This window comes from uncultured Erythrobacter sp. (genome assembly GCF_947502395.1).
Taxonomy (GTDB): domain Bacteria; phylum Pseudomonadota; class Alphaproteobacteria; order Sphingomonadales; family Sphingomonadaceae; genus Erythrobacter.
Genome location: NZ_CANMZM010000001.1, coordinates 1137756 through 1157370 on the forward strand (window position 1 = coordinate 1137756; position 19615 = coordinate 1157370).

Below are 19615 nucleotides of genomic sequence, written 5' to 3' on the forward strand. Positions count from 1 at the left end.
CAGTGACCAATTTGCCGTGCCTGCAAATTTTTGCAAGTTTCTTTGTGGATTCACGGATTGAGGTCGTGCCGAAATTACCCGTCTATCAATTTATTTCTTATACTTTCTGTTGCTTAAGTGATCCATGGGCAACCAAAGGCGCGTCGCACAAATATTTGCAAATTTTTTCACTTAATGGCAAATGAGGGCCGGGAGAGGATGAAATGAAACGAATCTGGATCGCCGGCTTGGCGGCATTGGCAGTCGTGAGCGGTGCAGTCGCCGCTATGCAGAGTCCGCCTGAGGCGGAAAGCGCCTTGCGAGAGCGGCCACCTGAGGACGAAGTTATCTATTTCGTGCTACCTGATCGGTTTGCCAATGGCGATACCTCAAATGACCGTGGCGGGATTGAGGGGGGTGCGCTCGATCATGGATTCGATCCGACTCACAAGGGCTTTTACCACGGCGGCGATCTGGCCGGCCTTACTCAGAAGCTCGACTACATCGAAGGCCTTGGCGTAACAGCGATCTGGTTTGCACCAATCTTTGAGAATAAGCCGGTTCAAGGAGCTTCGGGTCAGGAAAGTGCAGGCTACCATGGCTATTGGGTAACCGACTTTACCAGCATTGATCCGCACTTCGGCACCAATGAAGAATTCAAGGCCTTCGTCGATGCGGCGCACGCACGCGGGATGAAGGTCTATATGGACATCATCACCAACCACACAGCCGATGTGATCGGTTACGCCGGTGGCGAGTATTCCTATCGCAGTCTTTCAGACTTCCCCTATTCTCGACGCCAGGGTTCGGACGGGGAAGCCATTAACGAGGGATTCTTGGGTGACAGCGTTCAGACCGAAGAGAACTTCGCCAAGTTGACCTCACCTGACTTCGCCTACACACCATTCGTTCCAGAAGCAGAAGCAAGCGTAAAAGTTCCAGTCTGGCTCAACGACCCAATCTATTACCACAATCGCGGCAGCACGACGTTTAGCGGCGAAAGCAGCCGCTATGGCGATTTTGCGGGGCTTGATGATCTCTACACAGAGCATCCCCGGGTGCTCAAAGGTATGATCGATATCTACGCCAGCTGGATCACCCGCTTTGGCATTGACGGTTTCCGCATCGACACCGCCAAGCATGTAAACCCGGAATTCTGGCAGGCATTTGTCCCCGCAATGTTGGAGACAGCTGAAGAAAAGGGCATTCCCAATTTCCTCATTTTCGGTGAGGTCTATTCGGACGAGCGTAACAGTGGCTATCTTGCGCGCTTCACCCGCCGTGATGGCTTTCCAGCTGTCCTCGATTTTGCCTTTCAAGCCGCGGTGCGCGATGCCCTGGGTCGCAACATGCCAGCTGGCGTTCTGGTTGAGATGTTTGATGGCGACGTGAATTACGAAGGCGGCGAGGATGCGGCTCGGACATTGCCCACTTTCCTTGGCAATCATGATATGGGACGATTTTCGACTCTCGTTAAAGAGGACAATCCCTCGATTTCTCAGGAAGAACTGCTCGACCGGGTGCAGCTTGGGCACGTGATGCTGATGACGCTGCGAGGTAGTCCAGTGATATATTACGGTGATGAGCAGGGATTTGTCGGTGATGGAAACGATCAGGCTGCACGTGAAGACATGTTCCCGAGCCTTACCGACAGCTACAATGATAACAATCTGGTCGGCACAGATGCGACAACGGCGGGCGAGAATTTCGACACTGCGCATCCGCTGTATGACCTAATCAGCGAGCTATCGGCGATCCGGACTCGTCATGCAGCATTGCGGCGCGGTAAGCAGGTCGTGCGCAGCTACAACGATCAAGCGCCAGGCCTTGTCAGTTTTTCACGTTTTGACCCGGAAGATGGAACCGAATATTTGCTCGCTTTCAACACTGGGTCCGCGCCACTACAAACCACTTCGGCTGCAAGATACGACGTGCAAGCACTTGAAACCCTTCATGGATCATGCCCCAGTGAAGTAAGCGCTCCGGGAAGCGTCAGTCTCCAACTCCCGCCTTTTGGATGGTGTATTGCCAAAACAACCGAAGCGACAACTAGCGAGGCGGGGAAGTGAACCAGCAAGTCAATATTCTCGCCGCTTCCGACGGGCGAATGACCCGCGAATGGTGGCGTGGTGCGGTGATCTATCAGATCTATCCGCGCAGCTTTCGAGACACCAATGCAGACGGAATTGGTGACCTTAAGGGCATCCTCAAGGGGCTCGACTATGTCGCCTCGCTTGGTGTGGATGGTATCTGGATATCACCCTTTTTCACCTCACCGATGAAGGACTTTGGCTACGACGTTGCAGATTACTGCGGCATTGATCCAAGCTTCGGCGATTTTGACGATTTCGATGCCATTATCGAGCGCTCGCATGCGCTGGGCCTGAAGGTCATCATCGATCAAGTGTACTCGCACACGTCCGATGAGCATGCCTGGTTTGAGGAAAGCCGCCAGTCTCGCACGAACGCAAAAGCCGATTGGTATGTTTGGGCTGACCCCAAGCCTGACGGATCGCCGCCTTCCAACTGGCAATCGGTCTTTGGCGGATCGGCGTGGGAATGGGACGGTCCGCGCAAACAGTATTATCTACACAACTTTTTGAAGAGCCAGCCCGATCTCAATGTGCACAATCCCGATGTGCAAAACGCTCTGTTGGATGCAGCGCGCTTCTGGCTTGACCGCGGGGTCGACGGATTCCGTCTCGATGCTTTAAACTTCTCGATGCATGATCCTGAGTTGCGCGACAATCCGCCCTCTGGAGCCCCTTTAGAGACCGTCACACGGCCGTTTGACATGCAGATCAAGCGCTTCAACCAAAGTCATGATGACATTCCGGCCTTTATCGAGCGCATTCGTGGCGTAATTGACGAATATCCGGGTAGCTTCACGGTCGCCGAGGTCGGTGGCCCCGAACCATTGGCAGAAATGAAGGCATTCACGGCGGATGGAAAAAGGCTGGATTCTGCCTATAATTTCGATTTCCTGTACGCGCCAGAATTGACGGGGCCGCGCGTCAAAGCGTCGCTTGCAAATTGGAACGGTGAGCCAGGCGAAGGCTGGCCATCCTGGGCATTTTCCAACCACGATGCTCCGCGTTCGACCACGCGCTGGTCTAACGCTGATAATTTTGAGGAAGTCGCTCGGCTGAGCTTGCTACTCCTGCTTTCGCTCCGCGGGAACCCGATCATCTACCAAGGCGAAGAACTTGCACTGCCGCAGGGCGAAGTCGCTTTTGAAGATCTGCAAGACCCAGAGGCAATCGCCAATTGGCCTCACACTTTGGGCCGTGACGGCGCGCGCACACCATTTCCTTGGTCCTCGCACGAGCCGCAGGCAGGCTTTTCCAACGCCAATCAGACGTGGCTCAAAGTGGACCCAGCTCAAGCGACACGGGCAGTGGACACTCAGAGCGATGGCAAGGAATCGGCGCTCCATTACACGCGTCAACTGCTTGCTCTTCGCAGGTCACTTGCGCCGCTGTTGATCGGGTCGAGCGAGATTCTCGAGACAGATGACGATATCGTCGCATTTGTGCGCCGCGCCGGAGATGATGCCGTACTGTGTGCTTTCAATCTCGGAGATCGCACGCTTAGCTGGTCACCGCCTGTCGAATTCTGCGACGCACAGCTTGTCGCAAGCGAAGCAATCGGCGAAGAGCATGGGAGAGTTTTAAGGGAGATGGCCCCCAAAAGCGGATATTGGGCGGTCAAGAAGGGCAGTTAACTGAATGGGTGCAGCCGGAACCAAGCCAGGCAAGAATGCAAGACTGGAAGACATCGCGCGGCAAGCCGGTGTCTCAATCTCAACCGTCTCAAGAGCGCTCAACGATAGCCCCGCGGTAAACCGCCGCACCAAGCAGGAAGTCTGGCGCATTGCGCGCGCGCATGACTACGACTTTCGCTCCACCATGCCCAATGGGCCGATTGGGGCCGAAGCGACCATCGCGGTCATCGTTCCTGCCCCGCAGGCGCGTGAGACGCGGGTGGCAGATCCCTTCTTCCTCGAATTGCTCGCAGGGATCGCCGAAGCAGCTCGGGATCGCAAAGTCGATCTGGTGATCAGTCATATCTTCCCGCGCTCGATTGAAGATCTTGAATTTGCGATGACCACAAGCCGAGCGAAAGGCATGATATTTATTGGCCAAAGCTCGCTTCACGACGGCTTCAACGAGCTGGTTTCGCGCAATGACCGGTTCGTCGTCTGGGGCGCAGATTTTCCCGATGCGCGATATTGCACCGTAGGTTCAGACAATGTGGCCGGCGGGCGGCGCGCAACGTCTCACCTCTTGCGATTGGGACGCGACAAGGTCCTTTTTTTGGGCGATACCGAAGCACCCGAAGCCGATCAGCGTTTTCGCGGCTACCGTTCCGCATTGGAAGAAGCCGGGCAGGGGGTTGACGACACACGTGTCGTGCCAGCGCATTTTGATGTCCAATCCGGAGAATCTGCTACACGGTCTGCGATCGAAAGTGGTGTGAAATTTAACGCCATCTTCGCTGCGAGCGACCTTATTGCAATCGGTGCAATGAGGGCGCTCAGCATGTCAGGCAGAACCATTCCCAAGGACGTGTGCGTGGTTGGCTACGACAATATTGCGGCCTCACGCCTCGTCACACCGCGCCTCACCACAATCGACCAAGACACCAACCTCGCCGGGCGTATGCTGGTATCAAAACTCATCGACACCCAAGATGGCCAAGCCATTTCTGAGCGGCTGGAGACGAGCCTTTTAATCCGAGAGAGCTGCGGAGCCTAGAATGGCCCAAGACCCAAGACCGCTTCAGAAGATCGTCATTGTCGGCGGCGGAAGCGCGGGTTGGATGACGGCGGCGGCTCTTTCTGATGCCATGGGTCAATCTTGCGATATCACCCTCGTCGAATCCGAAGCCATTGGGACGGTTGGTGTGGGCGAGGCGACCATTCCTCCCATTCGAAATTTCAACCAACGCATCGGAATCGATGAAGCGACCTTCGTCAAGGAAACCGCGGGCTCTTACAAGCTGGGTATCCAATTCGTCGATTGGGCGCGGCTGGGACACAGCTATTTCCACCCCTTCGGGCAGTATGGTGCGGAATTCGATAAAGTCCCGTTCTACCATTATTGGATGCGAGAGAGCCTCGCAGGAAGGATCGAGGGCCCGATTGATGATTTCTCCATGTGCTGGGCCATGGCGAAGGCGGGCAAATTTGCCCATCCTCAGGCCGACCGGCGCAAGATCCAGTCGACTTTCGACTATGCGTATCATTTTGATGCTGGGCTCTACGCAGCTTTCTTGAGGCGTCTGTCCGAGGCGCGCGGTGTGACGCGTATCGAGGGCCGGGTCACCGATGTCGCTCAGCGTGCCGAGGATGGCTTCATCGAAAGCGTAACCCTCGACAATGGCGAAGTGGTCGGCGGCGAACTCTTTATTGATTGCAGCGGCTTCCGGGGGTTGCTGATCGAAGGCACTCTTGAGGCCGGCTATGAGAATTGGCAGCGCTGGCTTCCTTGCGACCGCGCGGTCGCGGTGCCATGCGCCAAGCAAGAGGATATCACGCCTTATACCCGTTCGACTGCGAAATCGGCTGGCTGGCAATGGCGCATCCCGCTCCAACACCGGACGGGCAATGGTTATGTTCACTGCAGCGAATACATAAGCGAGGACGAAGCGACTTCGGTCCTGATGGGTTCACTGGACGGCGAGCCACAAGCTGACCCCCGCACTCTGCGGTTCGTGACCGGTTGCCGCAGGAAATTCTGGGACAAGAACTGCATTGCTATTGGGCTTTCCGCAGGCTTCATGGAGCCACTTGAATCGACCAGCTTGCACTTAATCCAATACGGCATTCTGCGACTGATCGCCCTTTTGCCGGACAGCGTGATGTCGCCGCTTCTGGCGCAGGAATACAACCGTCAAACGGCTGATGAATATGAGCGTATTCGCGACTTCCTGATCCTACATTACAAAGCCACGACACGTGATGATGCTGAGCTATGGCGCTATTGCAGTGCGATGGAAATTCCGAACAGTCTGCAATACAAAATGGACCACTTCCGCGAGTATGGGATGCTCGTGTCAGACGAACGCGAGCTTTTCGCCAATCCCAGCTGGATCGCGGTTTACCTTGGACAAAACATTGTTCCGAACCGCGCGCCTGCAATCACCGAAATGCGGAAAGCGGTGAAGGTGGAAGAACGATTTGGAATGATTGCAAAGGCCATGAGGAGCGCAGTGGAAGAGATGCCCACGCACGCAGACTTCATCGCCAGACATTGCCCCTCCCCGCTTGCAATTTGAGCCAGGCCCACGGGATTATCACTCAGATCTGACATTCCTTTAGCCAATCAAAAAGGCCCGCTGTTTCCAGCGGGCCTTTGAGTTTGGGGTGCGACCCAGGGAGATTAGAAGTTTTTGCGGATCGTGAAGTTGAACGTCCGGCCATAAACCTCGTGACGGCTTGGAAATGTCCCAATCACATCGCCACTCGGACCGAGCAGATCGTTTTCTGTAACGAACGGCTCGTTGGTCAGGTTGAAGACCTCAAACAGCACGCCAAGACCTTCAAGCGGCCCACTTTCGTTCTCAAAGGTGTAGCCTATCTGCGCATCGATGATCGTCTCATCCTGAGCCTGAGCACCGCTGAGAGATCCGTCGAAATTTTGCACTTCGGACAGGAACCCGCTGCGATAACGCGCGGCGATCTTCGCGCGGAAACCATCGCGCTCATAGAAAAGATCACCTGACCACGTTGTTTCCGAATATCCCGGAATATCAAGCGGTGTCATGGTCTCATCTTCGACCTCTGCATCCGCGTAAGTCAAGCTGAAGAAACCACCAAAGCCTTCAAGGGCAGGAGTAACATCCGCAAAGTCAACGCGAACCGTTCCTTCGATACCGGTGATTGAACCGTCAGCAAAGTTCACAGGACCGCTGAACGCTCCAGTTGCCAGCTCCGGTGCAGTGGTCAGAATTGAGCCAAACCCAGCATTGGTAATCGGCTGGGTCAGATCAATCGTCTCGTTAAAGTCGATGATCCAGTCTGACAGGTCCTTATGGAAGACCGCCACGATCACAGCTGAACCAGCGGAGAAGTACTTTTCTGCCGAGAGGTCGAATGAAGTGGACTCATAAGGCTGTAGGAATGGGTTACCGCCGCTTAGGTTGAAACAAACCAGCGAAGGCGGATTGAAACCAATAACCGTATCGGGGAATTGGTCGCCATCCGTATCCGTACAGCTTAGCGGGTTGAAATTGATGTTCTGGTTCGCCGCCATTTGGTCAAGGCGTGCACGCGTTACAGTCCTAGCCGCCGCAAGGCGGATGAAAGTATCCGGTGCAACCTCGAAGCTGAGGTTAACGCTTGGCAAAAAGTCATCATAGCTTTCAGAAACGGTATTCGTGAAACCGCCACCGATCGTGCCTGTCGAAGACTGATCCGTATCGGCATACCTTAGACCAATGTTGCCCCGCACAGGTACATTGCCGAGGTCACCATCAATGTTGGCCTGAATGTAGAAGTTGTGAACTTCCTCATTCACAACCCATTCTGTGTCGAATGTCGCCGGCTCAACGACATAAGTCCCGTCGGTTAGGAACGACGATGGGTCGTATGCCAGAATGTTCTGGCCCAGATTGCCTGTGTCTGTGGAACCGACGATCGCACCGGCTGGCACCGCCAACGCTCCGTCGACAAAGGCAGGCGACGCACGCAAGAAGGCTTCGTTAGAGTCAAAGTCTTTCTGGCGATCAGTATAAAGCCAGCCGACCTGAATGTTATCAATCAGGCCACCGCCAAACTCATAATTGGCTTCAGCACGAAGCTGATGGAGTTCATCATTGATCTTCGGACGCTTGATAAATCCGACTTGGCCCCAGCCACCTGGGTCGGTCAGAAGCACATTGGCCGGATCAGTGTAGTCCAGCAGGCCATTGATCGAATATTCGCCATTCTCAGGGAAAGCAAATGCCAGCGTATCCTGTGCGCCCGAACGAGCAGGCCCTGTCCCTGCATAGCTTTCATAATCGATGTCATCACGATCAAGTGTCGAATAACCGTAATCGACCACAAAGCTAAGACTGTCGGTCACATTGAAGTCGAGATTGGTACCCAATGCAAAAATCTCGGCCTCATTGCCTTCCGTGTCGGTCCGAAGGATCGGAACAACCGCTGAATAGGTTGCCGTGTCAGCAAATGGACCGCTTCCAGTCGCTCCGTCAAACTGTGCCCCACTCCAAGACGCAATCGGAGTTTCCGTACCACGGAAAATGCCCGAGTCTTGGGTGTCAGTGTAAAAGGCGTCGATCATAAACGAGAAGTTATCGCTTGGCTCGAATTCGAGTGCACCGTTAACTGATGTACGCTCGAACTCGCGACTAACGGCACCCTGACGCGGGTTGTCCGCAGGGTAGATGATGCCATTCGCGTCAGTCGCGACTTGGAATTGGTTGGTCTTCAACTCGCGCGAAATGAAGTGGGTTGGGTTCGATTGAACCGTCACACCAAGCGACCATCCCAGAGTGCCCGCCGCATTCTGATCAACATAGGAACCGAAGAACCGATAACCATCATCAGGGAAGTCTGGATTGCGCGAACCGCTGTCGTTGTAAACATAGGTCCCCGACAGGGTGATCTTACGCTCGGTGGCATCAAGCGGACGGACCGTACGAAGGTCTACCGCGCCGGCAATCCCTATTGCCGCAAGCTGTGCGTCACCTGTTTTGTAGACCACACCTTGCGCGATCAGCTCTGATGGAAACTGGTCGAACTCAATGCCGCGGTTGTTACCGGCTGATACGACTTCACGACCGTTGAGCAGTGCAAGCGAGAAATCCGGGCCAAGACCGCGGATCGAAATCTGCTGTGAACGACCGCGCACACGCTGTGCAGTGACCCCAGGAAGACGCGCCAGCGAATCAGCAATCGACAAATCCGGGAGTTGCCCCAGATCCTCTGCTGAAATCACCTCAACGATCGATGTCGCGTCGCGTTTTGTCTGCAACGAGTTTTCAATCGCTCCACGTAGACCCGTCACAACGATTTGGTTTCCACCACTCTCGACGACTTCAGTATCTGTTGCCTCTGTGTCGTCATCCTGCGCAACAGCCGGTGATGCCATTGCTACAAGCGCAAGACCCGTTGCTGTTCCGCACAGCAGACGAGCGTTTGCTTTGAAACGCTTCAATCCCATTTTTTCCGTCCTCTCCATCGCATCACGACGTTGCGTGATTTGCAGTTTTTTTCATAGCCGAGAATTTGCATGACATAAAAGAGGAAATTTTGAGCCGTCCACTAGTCTCAGAATAGGTATTTTTAGTGTTTGTTTTCATTATCTTCCAGTTATTCCGCGATTGCATTCTGTGCAATGCGCCCCGCTCAAAGTCGCGAGTGTGGCAGCTTGGTCACACTCACGTGGATGCACGGAGGCAGATTCCCGTCTTGCTGCACTTCATGCCCCAATCAGCAATCGCACGAATGACATTTTTCTTATATTTATTAATATTTTAAGTCACCTCATTGGCTATCCGAGCAGCATTTGGTATTCTCACGATCCACACAATGGCTTGACTGAAAGGCCTTCAAATCATGGAAGATTGGGCAATTTCCCTGGAATGCGCGGAAGTTGGGCATTTTTCTCAATTAAATCACAGCTATATCCGCATAAATGAGTTCATGAACACGCCAGAAACGGCGACGAAATTCGCTTGTTTGCAAAAATTTGCAACGATTACGCCGCAATATCCTGGAGTGCGCTCACCTCTGCCGCCAAAAGTCGCGCTCGATTGGCAGGAACAACTGTCACCTCTCTTGAATAGTGTGTTCGGGAAGGCATCCAATGGCTGGGAGGTTCAGGCATGGTTTTCGCTTGTGACTGCAAGCCCTCAAGAGCTCATTCCGATGCAACGCTTCCCTCATGTTGATGGAACTGACCCAAATCAGCTGGCGATGATGCTCTATCTTCATCACACCGATCACGGGGGAACGGGTTTCTTCAGGCACCGTTCAACCGGGCTCGAGGCACTTACCGATGAGACATTTCCGGAATATCGCCGCGCGCTTCAGGAAAATGTGCAGCAAGGCGGCTTACCCAAGGCTGAATACGTTTCGGATGGCGCTCCGTATTTTGAACGGATCCACAAAAGCGAGGGGAGCTTTAATGAAGCGATCTTCTATCGCGGAAATTTGCTACATTCCGGGATCATTGACAATGATAAGCCTTTGTCAGCGGACCCGAAAGAGGGGCGATTGACGATCAACGCCTTTTTCAGGCCCAGCCCTTAGTGCAAAAAGAGAGAACAGTGAGCGAGAGCACTTTACGCAAGCTTGTGATTGTCGGTGGAGGAACCGCCGGATGGATTTGCGCGGCCGCTTTTGCTCGGCTGATGGGCAAGGCTATCGAGATTGAATTGGTGGAATCGGACGCGATCGGGACAGTCGGGGTTGGTGAAGCCACTATCCCTCAGATTATCCGTCTCAACACGATCCTCGGCCTGGATGAACGCGACTTCGTCAAGAAGACCAACGGCACCTTCAAACTCGGAATTGAGTTTGTCGACTGGGGTCAATTGGGAACCAAGTATCTTCACACATTCGGCGATGCAGGGATGAACCTCGCGAGCGTGCCTTTCCATCAGTATTGGGCCCGCGCTGCGGCTTCGGGACATGACAAAGATCTGTGGCACTATTCCTTGCACCAGGCGGCAGCGGATCAGGCAAAGTTCGGCAAGATGGACCGCGTCGGCAACACCTCCATGACCGGCCTTGCCTACGCCTATCACTTCGATGCGAGCTTATATGCTGCTTACCTGCGCGCATTCTCTGAACAGCATGGCGTGGCCCGCACTGAAGGCATTGTCAAAGAGGTTTCGCGTGACTCAGAGACAGGCAATATCGCGTCGATCACCCTAGACAGCGGTAAAGAGGTAGAAGGTGACTTCTTTGTCGACTGCACCGGCTTCCGCGCGCTTCTCTTAGGAGAAGAACTAGGCATCGGGTATCAGGATTGGTCCAAATGGCTGCCATGCAACAGCGCTCAGGCGGTGCCGAGCGAAAGGCTCGAAACGCTTGTCCCCTACACGCGGGCGACCGCAAAGAAAGCGGGCTGGCAATGGCGCATTCCCTTGCAGCATCGCACCGGCAACGGCCATGTCTATTGCAGTGACTTTATCTCTGATGGCCAAGCGGGCGAAGTGCTTATAGCTGGGCTCGATACCAAGCCATTGGCAGACCCACGCCCCATCCGCTTTACCACTGGGCGGCGTGAGCAGTTTTGGTCGCATAACTGCGCGGCGATTGGTTTGGCGAGCGGCTTTCTTGAACCGCTGGAATCGACCAGCATCCACCTCATTCAATCGCATGTCAGCCGCCTGTTGCAGCTGTTCCCGACAGGCAAGGATGCGTCGAAAGAGCGCGAGGAATACAATCGCCGGTGCGCCAGTGAGTTTGAGCAGATCCGGGATTTCCTGATCCTTCATTACCATCAGACGCAGCGAGAAGACTCAGAATTCTGGCGCTATTGCAAGAACATGGATATCCCAGACAGCCTGACCCACAAGATGGAGCTGTTCGGCTCAAGCGGCAGGGTCGGCCGCGATGCGGACGATCTCTTCCGCGAGGCAAGCTGGGTGCAGGTGATGCTGGGTCAGGGTGTGACCCCGCGTGGCTATGACCCTATGGCCAACGGTCTCACCGACGCGCAGCTCACCGAATTTCTTGGCAATGTGCGCACAGTGATTGAGCGTGCCGTTGGAAGCTTGCCCTCGCATGAGGCATTTCTGGCTCAGTAAAGGCGCTCAGCCGATAATGCGCTCAATCAGCCAAAAGCTGCCGATTGCGCCAATAGCGTAGGTGGTTGTGGTGAGCACCCGGCGTTGTACAAGGTCCGGCGAGCGCTTGAGTCCGGCGAGAATGAGAATAGTCAGCGCGACCACCAGAAGCTGACCCGCCTCAACACCGATGTTGAATGCGAAGAGCGCAGCCGCAAGTTGAGTTTGCGGCAGACCAATATCTGCCAGCGCACCGGCGAAGCCGAAGCCATGGATCAGTCCAAAGGCGAAGGCGACCGCCCAAGGGAAGCGCCGGGTTAATGTTTGCCGATCAGGATCGCGCAAAATGATCGCCACTTCGACCGCCAGAAACACGATAGACAAAGCGATCAACGCTTCAACTGGGCGTCCCGGAAGGCCCGAATACCCCAACACTGTAGCAACCAATGTGATCGAGTGCGCAATGGTGAAGGCCGTCGCCGCCTTAATTACAGGCCAAGGGCTACGCACCAACAGCACAAGTGCGATGACAAACAGCAGATGGTCCCAACCAAAGACAATGTGCTCAGCGCCGATGATAGAATAGTTGCCAAGCACGCTCAACGGAGAAGGCTCAGCCAGGATCGTGGTTGCCGTTTCATCAGCGGTCAGGCGGAAGCTCTGGGTAGGCGCATCCAATGGCACAAAGCGCGCAATGGCATCCGATTTGCCAAGGAGTTCGCTCAGGCCGAACTGACCACCAGCCGGATCACCTTCGCAATTGAGGTTCGCCCTCCCCATAAGTGCAGCGGATTGGATGCGTTTGACGGTCTCGCCCGCAATCTCACAATTGTCCGGGATCACTGGCTCCAATCTGTTGGCAAGAAGTCCCGCGCTACCCACAGAAAGGGTGACTTTCCAATCAAGCGTGTATTCGCCCGGCTCCACCTCGCGCAATTCCACGACCGAGGGTCGCAGTTCATGCGCGCCAAGCGGGAACGCCAAGAGGATGGCAAAGAGGCAGATCAGCCAACGGATCACAGCGCTCACCTGTCGATATCGATGCGGTATGCGCTGCGTAGCGTTTCATAGGCGCGCTCTTTGCGTTCCTTGATTTGAGCGCTTCGCCAATCGTTTGCGATGGAAACCTGTAGAGTTTCGAAATTGGGTTCGGGCACTTCGCGGCTTGTCAGGCGCACCAAGTGCCAACCAAAACCGGATGCAAGCGGACCCTGCCAATCAAGGCCCGGCTCAAGATCGCGCAGACCTTGTGCAAACTGCAAACCGAAGCGCGCTTCTACATCGCGCATGATGCTTTCTGTAACACTGCCCGGAAGGCTTGTCGCCTCGCCTCTTTGCGCACCGCGGCTGAGCGCAGCGTGCGCTTCGGCCTCGCTCGAAAAGAGAAGCTGATCAAAGCTCACGCTGGCATTGACCGAGGCCTCATCAGCATAAAGCTCCGGATTCTCTGCCAGAAAGGCACGCAAAACCTCTTCAGTGGGGTCCGCTGTTTCAGCGGCAAGACTTGCCGACAAATCCATCTTTGAAACCAGCCTTCTGCGAACAATCGCATCGCCCTCATCAAAGCCAAGCCGCAGAGCCTCACGGTAGAGCACCTCCTCACGCACAAAGGCATCTATCGCTTGATCAAGCTCAGCGTCAGTGGGCGAACGACCCATGGTAAGGGTCCAGCTTTCCGCGATCTTCTCTTCTTCGGCGGCGCCAACACTGATGACTCGCGAGGAGGGGTCTGGCGGCGTTCCGCCCCATGTTAGAGCGACGTATAGTACAGCGCCCATGACGGCAAAGTGGACTAACGGCTCGCGCGTCCAATTGGGAAGATTCATGGATGTCTCTTAGCTTTGCGTCTTAAGCCAGATGGGCGAGGTGTACGCACGTTCCTGAGCCACTGCATCAGCCATGGCCTCTTCAGAAAGCGTCACCCCAAATCGTACCGCATCGAACAGGGTCCAACGCGGGGTCGGAATTTCCAGCACCCGAACATAATAGAATGCTCGCTGTCCTTGCCGGTAATCGGGATCGGTCCAAGTTGTACGCAGTTCAGCTGCTCCGATATCGTTGGTGTAGGTCGCATCGTCGCGGTTCACCGTATCGCCAACAGGAGCGACGCGCCCGCCGCTTCGGCCCCGCGTATCCATATCGCTCCAAACCACGTCATAGACCTGCTCTTGCATCACGCCAGAGGCATCGAGCCAGCCCTTGATCACCTGGACCCGGTCAAGATTGGCACCATCGGGATCTTTCATCGCACTGATCAGGAAGCTGGGCGCATCACCCTGATCCTCAAGCTCACCTCCCATGGGAACGCCGCGAGTATAGCCTTCGCGAACCCAGTTACCGTCCCAGTCCGCTGCCGTGAATCCAAAACCGCCAAACACACGCACGGTCATGCGCGGACCAGTTGTCGCGTAGACTTCGCGCCGGGCAAAGGCATCGAAAATCTCTGCCCGCGTGTTGCCCTTTGCCCAAGCCGCCGCATAGCCGCCCGCGAGATAATGCCAACCAAAGCGGCCCTCACGCGTACCAAGGTTCTGCCCCTGCATTGCCCTCTCGGTATAGGACTGCTCATTCCCGGTATGCTTGCCCCAGAAGTTATCCTCATCACCGGTGGCAAGCGAGGTGTGGCTATCGGTCGATCCGATCATGCCAAAGGCGTAAGGATTGACACCCATTTGCTGCTCCAATGTCAAACCACGGAGCAGAGCCGAGCGCGCATAGGAACCTGCATACATCGAAGGATCGGTCTTCTCGCTCAAGGAGAGGTTGCCAAAGTCCCAGCCTTTTTCGCCAAAACTAGCCATCTCATCATTGGGTGAGAGGTAGGGGTGGGTCTCGCTATCCCCTTTAATCTGTGTCGCCTCAATCACCGGCTCTGCCCACGCACGAAGAGCCGCATATTCGGGCGTCATCGGCGATCCATCCTCCATGGTCATCTGAAACATCAGGCCATTGGAAAGGTTCGGGTTGTGCGGGATCGCCAATACGCGCCCACCGGTCTCCTCCTCATACCCCTTCATATACTCCCACAGCTGAGGTGCGGTGGTTTGAAGGCCCGGGAACGGCACAGTTTGACGCGTTTTGTCGGAACCATCGCGAAACATGACCACACGGTGGAGATTGTTGCCGTTGGGCATGGCTGTCCACTCGTACCCTGCAAGCGCCGTGAACACACCAGGTTCATTATAGCGATCCAGGATTGAAAGCTGCGTATTCCAGATATCCTTGGTAGCCTCGGCGGCTGATTCTGGATCAGCCATCGCTTCGGGCACACGATCCTCAGCTGCGGCCGAGATCAACTCGCCGATCGCTCGGGTCGATTGTTCGGGGCTCTCGTGCATCATGTCATACCAGCGCAGCACGGTTTCATCACCGATGACCCAGTTCACATACCAACGCGGCGCATCATACAAACGTCGTGTCGCGCCAAGCGCATCTGAGTGATCCGCGATCACAAGAAAATCGAGCGGACGGGAAAGCTGGGTCGGCGCGCCGGTTGTCGCTGTTACCTCTTCGCCTCTCGCAAAGCGTAGTGCTTCTTCAGGCCCAAGCCGTGTACCAAAGCCAAAGGCATCGACAGAGTTGTCTGTGTGGAGATGGGTGTCCCCCCAGTACGGCCTATCCGGGAATTCAGCGAGCTCTATGGTGTCCGTACCATCACCCGCCTGTTCTGCGCTCGTCTCAGATTCGCCATCCGAGCAAGCCGAAACACCAATTGCCAGAATACTCGCACATGCGATCGCAGCCCAAGCCTTGCGCATCGCCCTCTTCCCTTCATTTTGTTCCCAAGGCCGAGCATTGCCCCGGACACCCGCTCCGTCAAGCACGATGGTCAATTGCGCAGGAGAAACGGGACACACTTTTCCCCACACCGCACAGTTGCTTTCCAAGCTTCAGGTGGGCAAGACACTCACACTTCTGGGGACAGCAGCCACCAATGCGTCGGCCCTGCGCAATCCCCCTTCTTCGAATAACGGCTCGAACAACGGGTGAGCATGTTGAACCATCTCTTTTGGAAGGCCCTATCATGAGCCTCCGTCTTCAAGATGTCTCAAAGACGGTAGACGGGCTTCTGCACATCCACCCCGTCAATCTCGAGCTTGAAAAGGGGACGATGAATGTTCTCCTCGGCCCCACACTGGCAGGCAAGACCAGTCTAATGCGGCTGATGGCGGGGCTCGACAAGCCCGATACTGGCAAGATTTTCTGGGGCGAAGACGATGTTACCGGCAAGCGCGTGCAGGATCGCGATGTTGCCATGGTGTATCAGCAGTTTGTGAATTACCCTTCACTCAGCGTCTATGAAAACATTGCTTCTCCACTGAAATTACAGAAGAAATCGCGACAGGAGATCGACGCGAAGGTGCAAGAGATGGCAGAGCTTTTGAAGCTTACCGGTCTGCTCGATCGCAAACCAAGCGAGATTTCCGGAGGGCAGCAGCAAAGATGCGCAATTGCACGTGCACTCGCGAAAGACGTTGGACTTGTCTTGATGGATGAACCACTCGCCAATCTTGATTACAAGTTGCGCGAAGAGCTGCGCATCGAGATCCCGCGGCTGTTCGCCGCCTCAGGCGCAATCTTTGTTTACGCGACGACCGAGCCCGAAGAGGCCTTGCTGCTTGGCGGAAACACCGCGACTCTTTGGGAAGGACGCGTAACCCAGTTCGGCCCATCAATAGAAGTCTATCGCCAACCTGCGGACGAGACCACGGCCCGGGTTTATTCCGACCCACCAATGAATCCTGTGACGGTCCGCAAAATGGGAACAGAAGTTCATTTCCCGAACGGCCAATTGGCAATGCTCGACCAAGAAACGGCCCAATTTCCCGATGGCGAATTCCACGCCGGTTTTCGCGCTCACCATCTTGAACTGAGCGGGGATGCCGAGGGCAACATCGCGTTCGAAACGAAGCTGATTGCCACCGAGCTCACCGGGTCGGATACATTCTTTCACGTCGAAGCAGTTGGGCAACGCTGGATCGGCTTGGTCGGAGGTCCTCGGTCCTTTGTTGAGGGAGAGGCTCTGACCGTTAGTGTCGCGCCTCAGAATATCTTCCTGTTTGATAAGAGTGGCACAACGGTCGGCAAGCTTTGCGCCGACCCGGCGCGGGCAGGAGCGTAGAATTGGCTTCCATTACTCTAGAGAATCTCGCGCATAGCTACCGCCCAAACCCTCAAGGTGATTCTGATTTCGCTTTGAAAGAGGTGAACCTCAAATGGGACGACGGGCACGCCTACGCGCTGCTTGGCCCCAGCGGCTGCGGAAAGACAACTCTGCTCAACATCATGTCTGGGCTGCTCGAACCGACGCGCGGGCGCGTCCTATTTGGCGATCAGGATGTGACCGCCGCCTCGACCGCCGAGCGCAACATTGCTCAGGTTTTTCAGTTCCCGGTTGTCTATGACACGATGACGGTGCGCGACAACCTCGCTTTCCCCTTGCGCAATCGCGGGATGGAGCAAGCCTACATCGCCGAACGGGTGGATCGCATTGCGCAGATGATCGGACTGGAGGGCATACTGGGCAAGAAAGCACAGGGTATGACGGCGGACCTTAAGCAGAAGATCTCGCTGGGCCGCGGAATGGTGCGCGATGATGTGAATGCGATCCTGTTTGATGAGCCTCTCACCGTGATCGATCCGCATCTGAAGTGGGAATTGCGCACCCAATTAAAGTCACTACACCGCGAGTTCGGTCACACTATGGTCTACGTGACCCACGATCAGACCGAGGCCTTGACCTTTGCGGACAAAGTTGTCGTCATGCATGAGGGCAAGGTCCTCCAAATCGGTACTCCGCAAGAGCTGTTTGAAAAGCCCGCACACTCTTTTGTCGGCTATTTTATCGGCTCACCGGGTATGAATTTTTTGCCCGTCACCATTCAGGGATGCACCGCTTCTGTCCACGGTGAGAGCGTTGAACTTGGACAGGATTATGGCCAGCCAGATGGCGAACTTGCGCTTGGCATTCGGCCTGAGTTTGTCCGGCTAACAAAGGACAAAGGCTTGCCCATTCGCATCAACAGGATTCAGGATGCTGGTCGGCATAAGTTCGTCAACACCAGAGTCTTTGACACCGAATTCAACATCGTTGTTGATGCCAATCAGGAGATCAATGCCGATATGACCAATATCGTGCTCGACCCGGACAAAATCAGTGTCTTCCACAATGATTGGCGAGTTGAGGGACGGAGCGCGAACTGATGGAAAAGACCGCCAACCAACGTGCATGGTTCCTAGTGCTTCCAGTCCTTTTGCTGGTGGCATTCTCCTCGGTCATTCCGATGATGACCGTCGTAAACTATTCGTTTCAGGACAGTTTTGGCGGGAATGAGTTCTTTTGGGTAGGCCTTGAATGGTACCGCGAGTTGCTGCGTTCAGAGCGGTTGTGGGATGCGCTGGGTCGCCAGCTCATGTTCTCCTCCATCATCCTGCTGATTGAGATACCGCTGGGTATCCTCGTCGCCTTGTGCATGCCGAAGAAGGGCTGGCTTGCCTCTCTATGTCTGGTGTTGATGGCCTTGCCGCTGCTCATTCCGTACAATGTTGTTGGGACCATCTGGCAGGTGTTTGCCCGCTCGGACATTGGCCTTCTGGGCCGCTTCGTGACAGACCTCGGCTTCGAATACAATTACGCGCAGAACGCCGCAGATGCGTGGGTGACGGTTGTCGCCATGGATGTATGGCACTGGACCTCACTGGTGGCGCTGCTTTGTTATGCTGGCCTCCGCTCAATCCCCGACGCGTACTACCAAGCCGCAGAGATCGACCAGGCGAGCCGTTGGAGCGTATTCCGCCATATCGAACTTCCCAAGATGCGCGGTGTGCTGATTATCGCGGTGCTGCTGCGCTTTATGGACAGCTTCATGATCTATACCGAGCCATTCGTGCTCACCGGGGGCGGGCCGGGCAATGCGACGACATTCCTGTCGATTGATCTGGTGAAGATGGCGTTAGGACAGTTTGATCTGGGGCCAGCAGCAGCGTTTTCGCTGATGTATTTCCTAGTGATCCTGCTCATCTCTTACGTTTTCTACACCGTGATGATCGCAAGCGACAAAGAGGAGGCGCAGTCGTGAAGAAGCTTCGCCTCTCTCCCATCATTATGGTCGCGTATCTGCTCTTCCTGCTGGTGCCGATCTATTGGCTGGTCATCATGAGCCTGAAGCCAAACTCCGAGATTTTGGGAGCCTTCACACTCTTTCCGCAGGAGCTGACGTTTGAGAATTACCGCACGATCCTGACCGATCCATCGTGGTATATGGGCTTTGTGAACAGCTTCATCTACGTGACAATGAACACGATCATTTCGCTATGCGTTGCCCTGCCTGCCGCCTACGCCTTCAGCCGTTATCGCTTTATGGGCGACAACCATTTGTTCTTCTGGCTGCTGACTAATCGCATGGCACCGCCTGCCGTCTTCGCCCTTCCCTTTTTCCAACTCTATTCCAGCGTAAACCTGTTCGATACGCATATCGCGGTGGCGCTGGCGCATTGCCTGTTCAATGTGCCGCTCGCGGTTTGGATTTTGGAAGGCTTTATGCGCGGTGTTCCGCGCGAGATTGACGAGACGGCCTTTATCGATGGCTATGGCTTCACCCGCTTCTTCACCCGCATATTCGTGCCCATGATCGCGCCGGGGATCGGGGTGGCGGCGTTCTTCTGCTTCATGTTCAGCTGGGTGGAGCTGCTGCTGAGCCGCACGCTGACCAGCGTCGACGCCAAACCCATCACCGCGATTATGACGCGCACTGTTTCTGCCTCGGGTCTCGACTGGGGCGTGCTCGCTGCTGCCGGGGTGCTGACAATCATTCCGGGTGCAATCGTGATCTATTTTGTCCGCGGCTACATCGCCAAGGGCTTTGCCCTAGGACGGGTTTGAGATGCGGAG

The 19615-nt window shown here is 55.3% G+C and carries 14 protein-coding genes; 10 read left to right on the forward strand and 4 right to left on the reverse strand.

From position 1 onward, the window contains the following. Positions 1–203: 203 nt before the first annotated feature. Genes Q0778_RS05325 through Q0778_RS05340 form a run of 4 tightly spaced genes read left to right on the forward strand, consistent with a single transcriptional unit; the run spans position 204 to position 6258 of the window. Positions 204–2048 (forward strand): alpha-amylase family glycosyl hydrolase, encoded by a 1845-nt coding sequence (locus Q0778_RS05325; RefSeq protein WP_298334565.1) that lies wholly within the window; start codon positions 204–206, stop codon positions 2046–2048. A gap of 38 nt (positions 2049–2086) precedes the next feature. Then, a complete protein-coding gene (locus tag Q0778_RS05330; protein WP_298334884.1) occupies positions 2087–3703 on the forward strand; it encodes an alpha-glucosidase in 1617 nt (538 codons plus the stop codon). A 4-nt stretch (positions 3704–3707) separates the two neighbouring features. Beyond that, positions 3708–4736 carry a substrate-binding domain-containing protein gene (locus tag Q0778_RS05335; RefSeq protein ID WP_298334567.1) on the forward strand — a complete coding sequence of 343 codons (1029 nt, stop codon included), beginning with the start codon at positions 3708–3710 and terminating at the stop codon, positions 4734–4736. Position 4737: 1 nt separating this feature from the next. Next, positions 4738–6258: a tryptophan halogenase family protein gene (locus tag Q0778_RS05340; protein WP_298334570.1), complete on the forward strand. Its 1521-nt coding sequence runs from the start codon at positions 4738–4740 to the stop codon at positions 6256–6258. Between the two features lie 104 nt (positions 6259–6362). On the opposite strand, the gene Q0778_RS05345 is transcribed toward Q0778_RS05340, so the two are convergent. Continuing rightward, positions 6363–9077: a TonB-dependent receptor gene (locus Q0778_RS05345; protein ID WP_298334572.1), complete on the reverse strand. Its 2715-nt coding sequence runs from the start codon at positions 9075–9077 to the stop codon at positions 6363–6365. 467 nt (positions 9078–9544) lie between these two features. Here Q0778_RS05345 and Q0778_RS05350 point away from each other — a divergent pair, with 467 nt between their 5' ends. Continuing rightward, a complete protein-coding gene (locus tag Q0778_RS05350; RefSeq protein WP_298334574.1) occupies positions 9545–10240 on the forward strand; it encodes a DUF6445 family protein in 696 nt (231 codons plus the stop codon). Between the two features lie 17 nt (positions 10241–10257). After that, positions 10258–11745 carry a tryptophan halogenase family protein gene (locus tag Q0778_RS05355; RefSeq protein WP_298303537.1) on the forward strand — a complete coding sequence of 496 codons (1488 nt, stop codon included), beginning with the start codon at positions 10258–10260 and terminating at the stop codon, positions 11743–11745. Positions 11746–11751: 6 nt separating this feature from the next. Here the strand turns inward: Q0778_RS05355 and Q0778_RS05360 are convergent, their stop codons facing one another. Genes Q0778_RS05360 through Q0778_RS05370 form a run of 3 tightly spaced genes read right to left on the reverse strand, consistent with a single transcriptional unit; the run spans position 11752 to position 15482 of the window. Continuing rightward, a complete protein-coding gene (locus tag Q0778_RS05360) occupies positions 11752–12744 on the reverse strand; it encodes a HupE/UreJ family protein (protein ID WP_298334576.1) in 993 nt (330 codons plus the stop codon). 5 nt (positions 12745–12749) lie between these two features. Then, complete coding sequence (locus Q0778_RS05365) at positions 12750–13550, reverse strand: peptidylprolyl isomerase (RefSeq protein WP_298303532.1); 801 nt, start codon at positions 13548–13550, stop codon at positions 12750–12752. A 9-nt stretch (positions 13551–13559) separates the two neighbouring features. Beyond that, positions 13560–15482 (reverse strand): DUF3604 domain-containing protein, encoded by a 1923-nt coding sequence (locus Q0778_RS05370; protein ID WP_298334578.1) that lies wholly within the window; start codon positions 15480–15482, stop codon positions 13560–13562. Positions 15483–15748: 266 nt separating this feature from the next. Here Q0778_RS05370 and Q0778_RS05375 point away from each other — a divergent pair, with 266 nt between their 5' ends. Genes Q0778_RS05375 through Q0778_RS05390 form a run of 4 tightly spaced genes read left to right on the forward strand, consistent with a single transcriptional unit; the run spans position 15749 to position 19606 of the window. Then, a complete protein-coding gene (locus Q0778_RS05375; RefSeq protein ID WP_298334580.1) occupies positions 15749–16846 on the forward strand; it encodes an ABC transporter ATP-binding protein in 1098 nt (365 codons plus the stop codon). 2 nt (positions 16847–16848) lie between these two features. Further along, entirely contained in the window at positions 16849–17928 is a 1080-nt protein-coding gene (locus Q0778_RS05380; RefSeq protein ID WP_298334582.1) for an ABC transporter ATP-binding protein, read from the forward strand. Further along, positions 17928–18803 (forward strand): sugar ABC transporter permease, encoded by an 876-nt coding sequence (locus Q0778_RS05385; RefSeq protein WP_298303525.1) that lies wholly within the window; start codon positions 17928–17930, stop codon positions 18801–18803. Before Q0778_RS05380 ends, Q0778_RS05385 begins: the two co-directional genes overlap by 1 nt. Next, entirely contained in the window at positions 18800–19606 is an 807-nt protein-coding gene (locus Q0778_RS05390) for a carbohydrate ABC transporter permease (protein WP_298303523.1), read from the forward strand. The genes Q0778_RS05385 and Q0778_RS05390 overlap by 4 nt, the downstream gene beginning before the upstream one ends. Positions 19607–19615 lie beyond the last annotated feature (9 nt).

Bases quoted from the DNA above. Each gene is read 5' to 3' on its own strand.
- Q0778_RS05370 (WP_298334578.1), bottom strand. From the start codon at position 15,482: ATGCGCAAGGCTTGGGCTGCGATCGCATGTGCGAGTATTCTGGCAATT.
- Q0778_RS05340 (WP_298334570.1), top strand. From the start codon at position 4,738: ATGGCCCAAGACCCAAGACCGCTTCAGAAGATCGTCATTGTCGGCGGC.
- Q0778_RS05330 (WP_298334884.1), top strand. From the start codon at position 2,087: ATGACCCGCGAATGGTGGCGTGGTGCGGTGATCTATCAGATCTATCCG.
- Q0778_RS05325 (WP_298334565.1), top strand. From the start codon at position 204: ATGAAACGAATCTGGATCGCCGGCTTGGCGGCATTGGCAGTCGTGAGC.
- Q0778_RS05350 (WP_298334574.1), top strand. From the start codon at position 9,545: ATGGAAGATTGGGCAATTTCCCTGGAATGCGCGGAAGTTGGGCATTTT.
- Q0778_RS05365 (WP_298303532.1), bottom strand. From the start codon at position 13,550: ATGAATCTTCCCAATTGGACGCGCGAGCCGTTAGTCCACTTTGCCGTC.
- Q0778_RS05375 (WP_298334580.1), top strand. From the start codon at position 15,749: ATGAGCCTCCGTCTTCAAGATGTCTCAAAGACGGTAGACGGGCTTCTG.
- Q0778_RS05345 (WP_298334572.1), bottom strand. From the start codon at position 9,077: ATGGCATCACCGGCTGTTGCGCAGGATGACGACACAGAGGCAACAGAT.
- Q0778_RS05385 (WP_298303525.1), top strand. From the start codon at position 17,928: ATGGAAAAGACCGCCAACCAACGTGCATGGTTCCTAGTGCTTCCAGTC.
- Q0778_RS05335 (WP_298334567.1), top strand. From the start codon at position 3,708: ATGGGTGCAGCCGGAACCAAGCCAGGCAAGAATGCAAGACTGGAAGAC.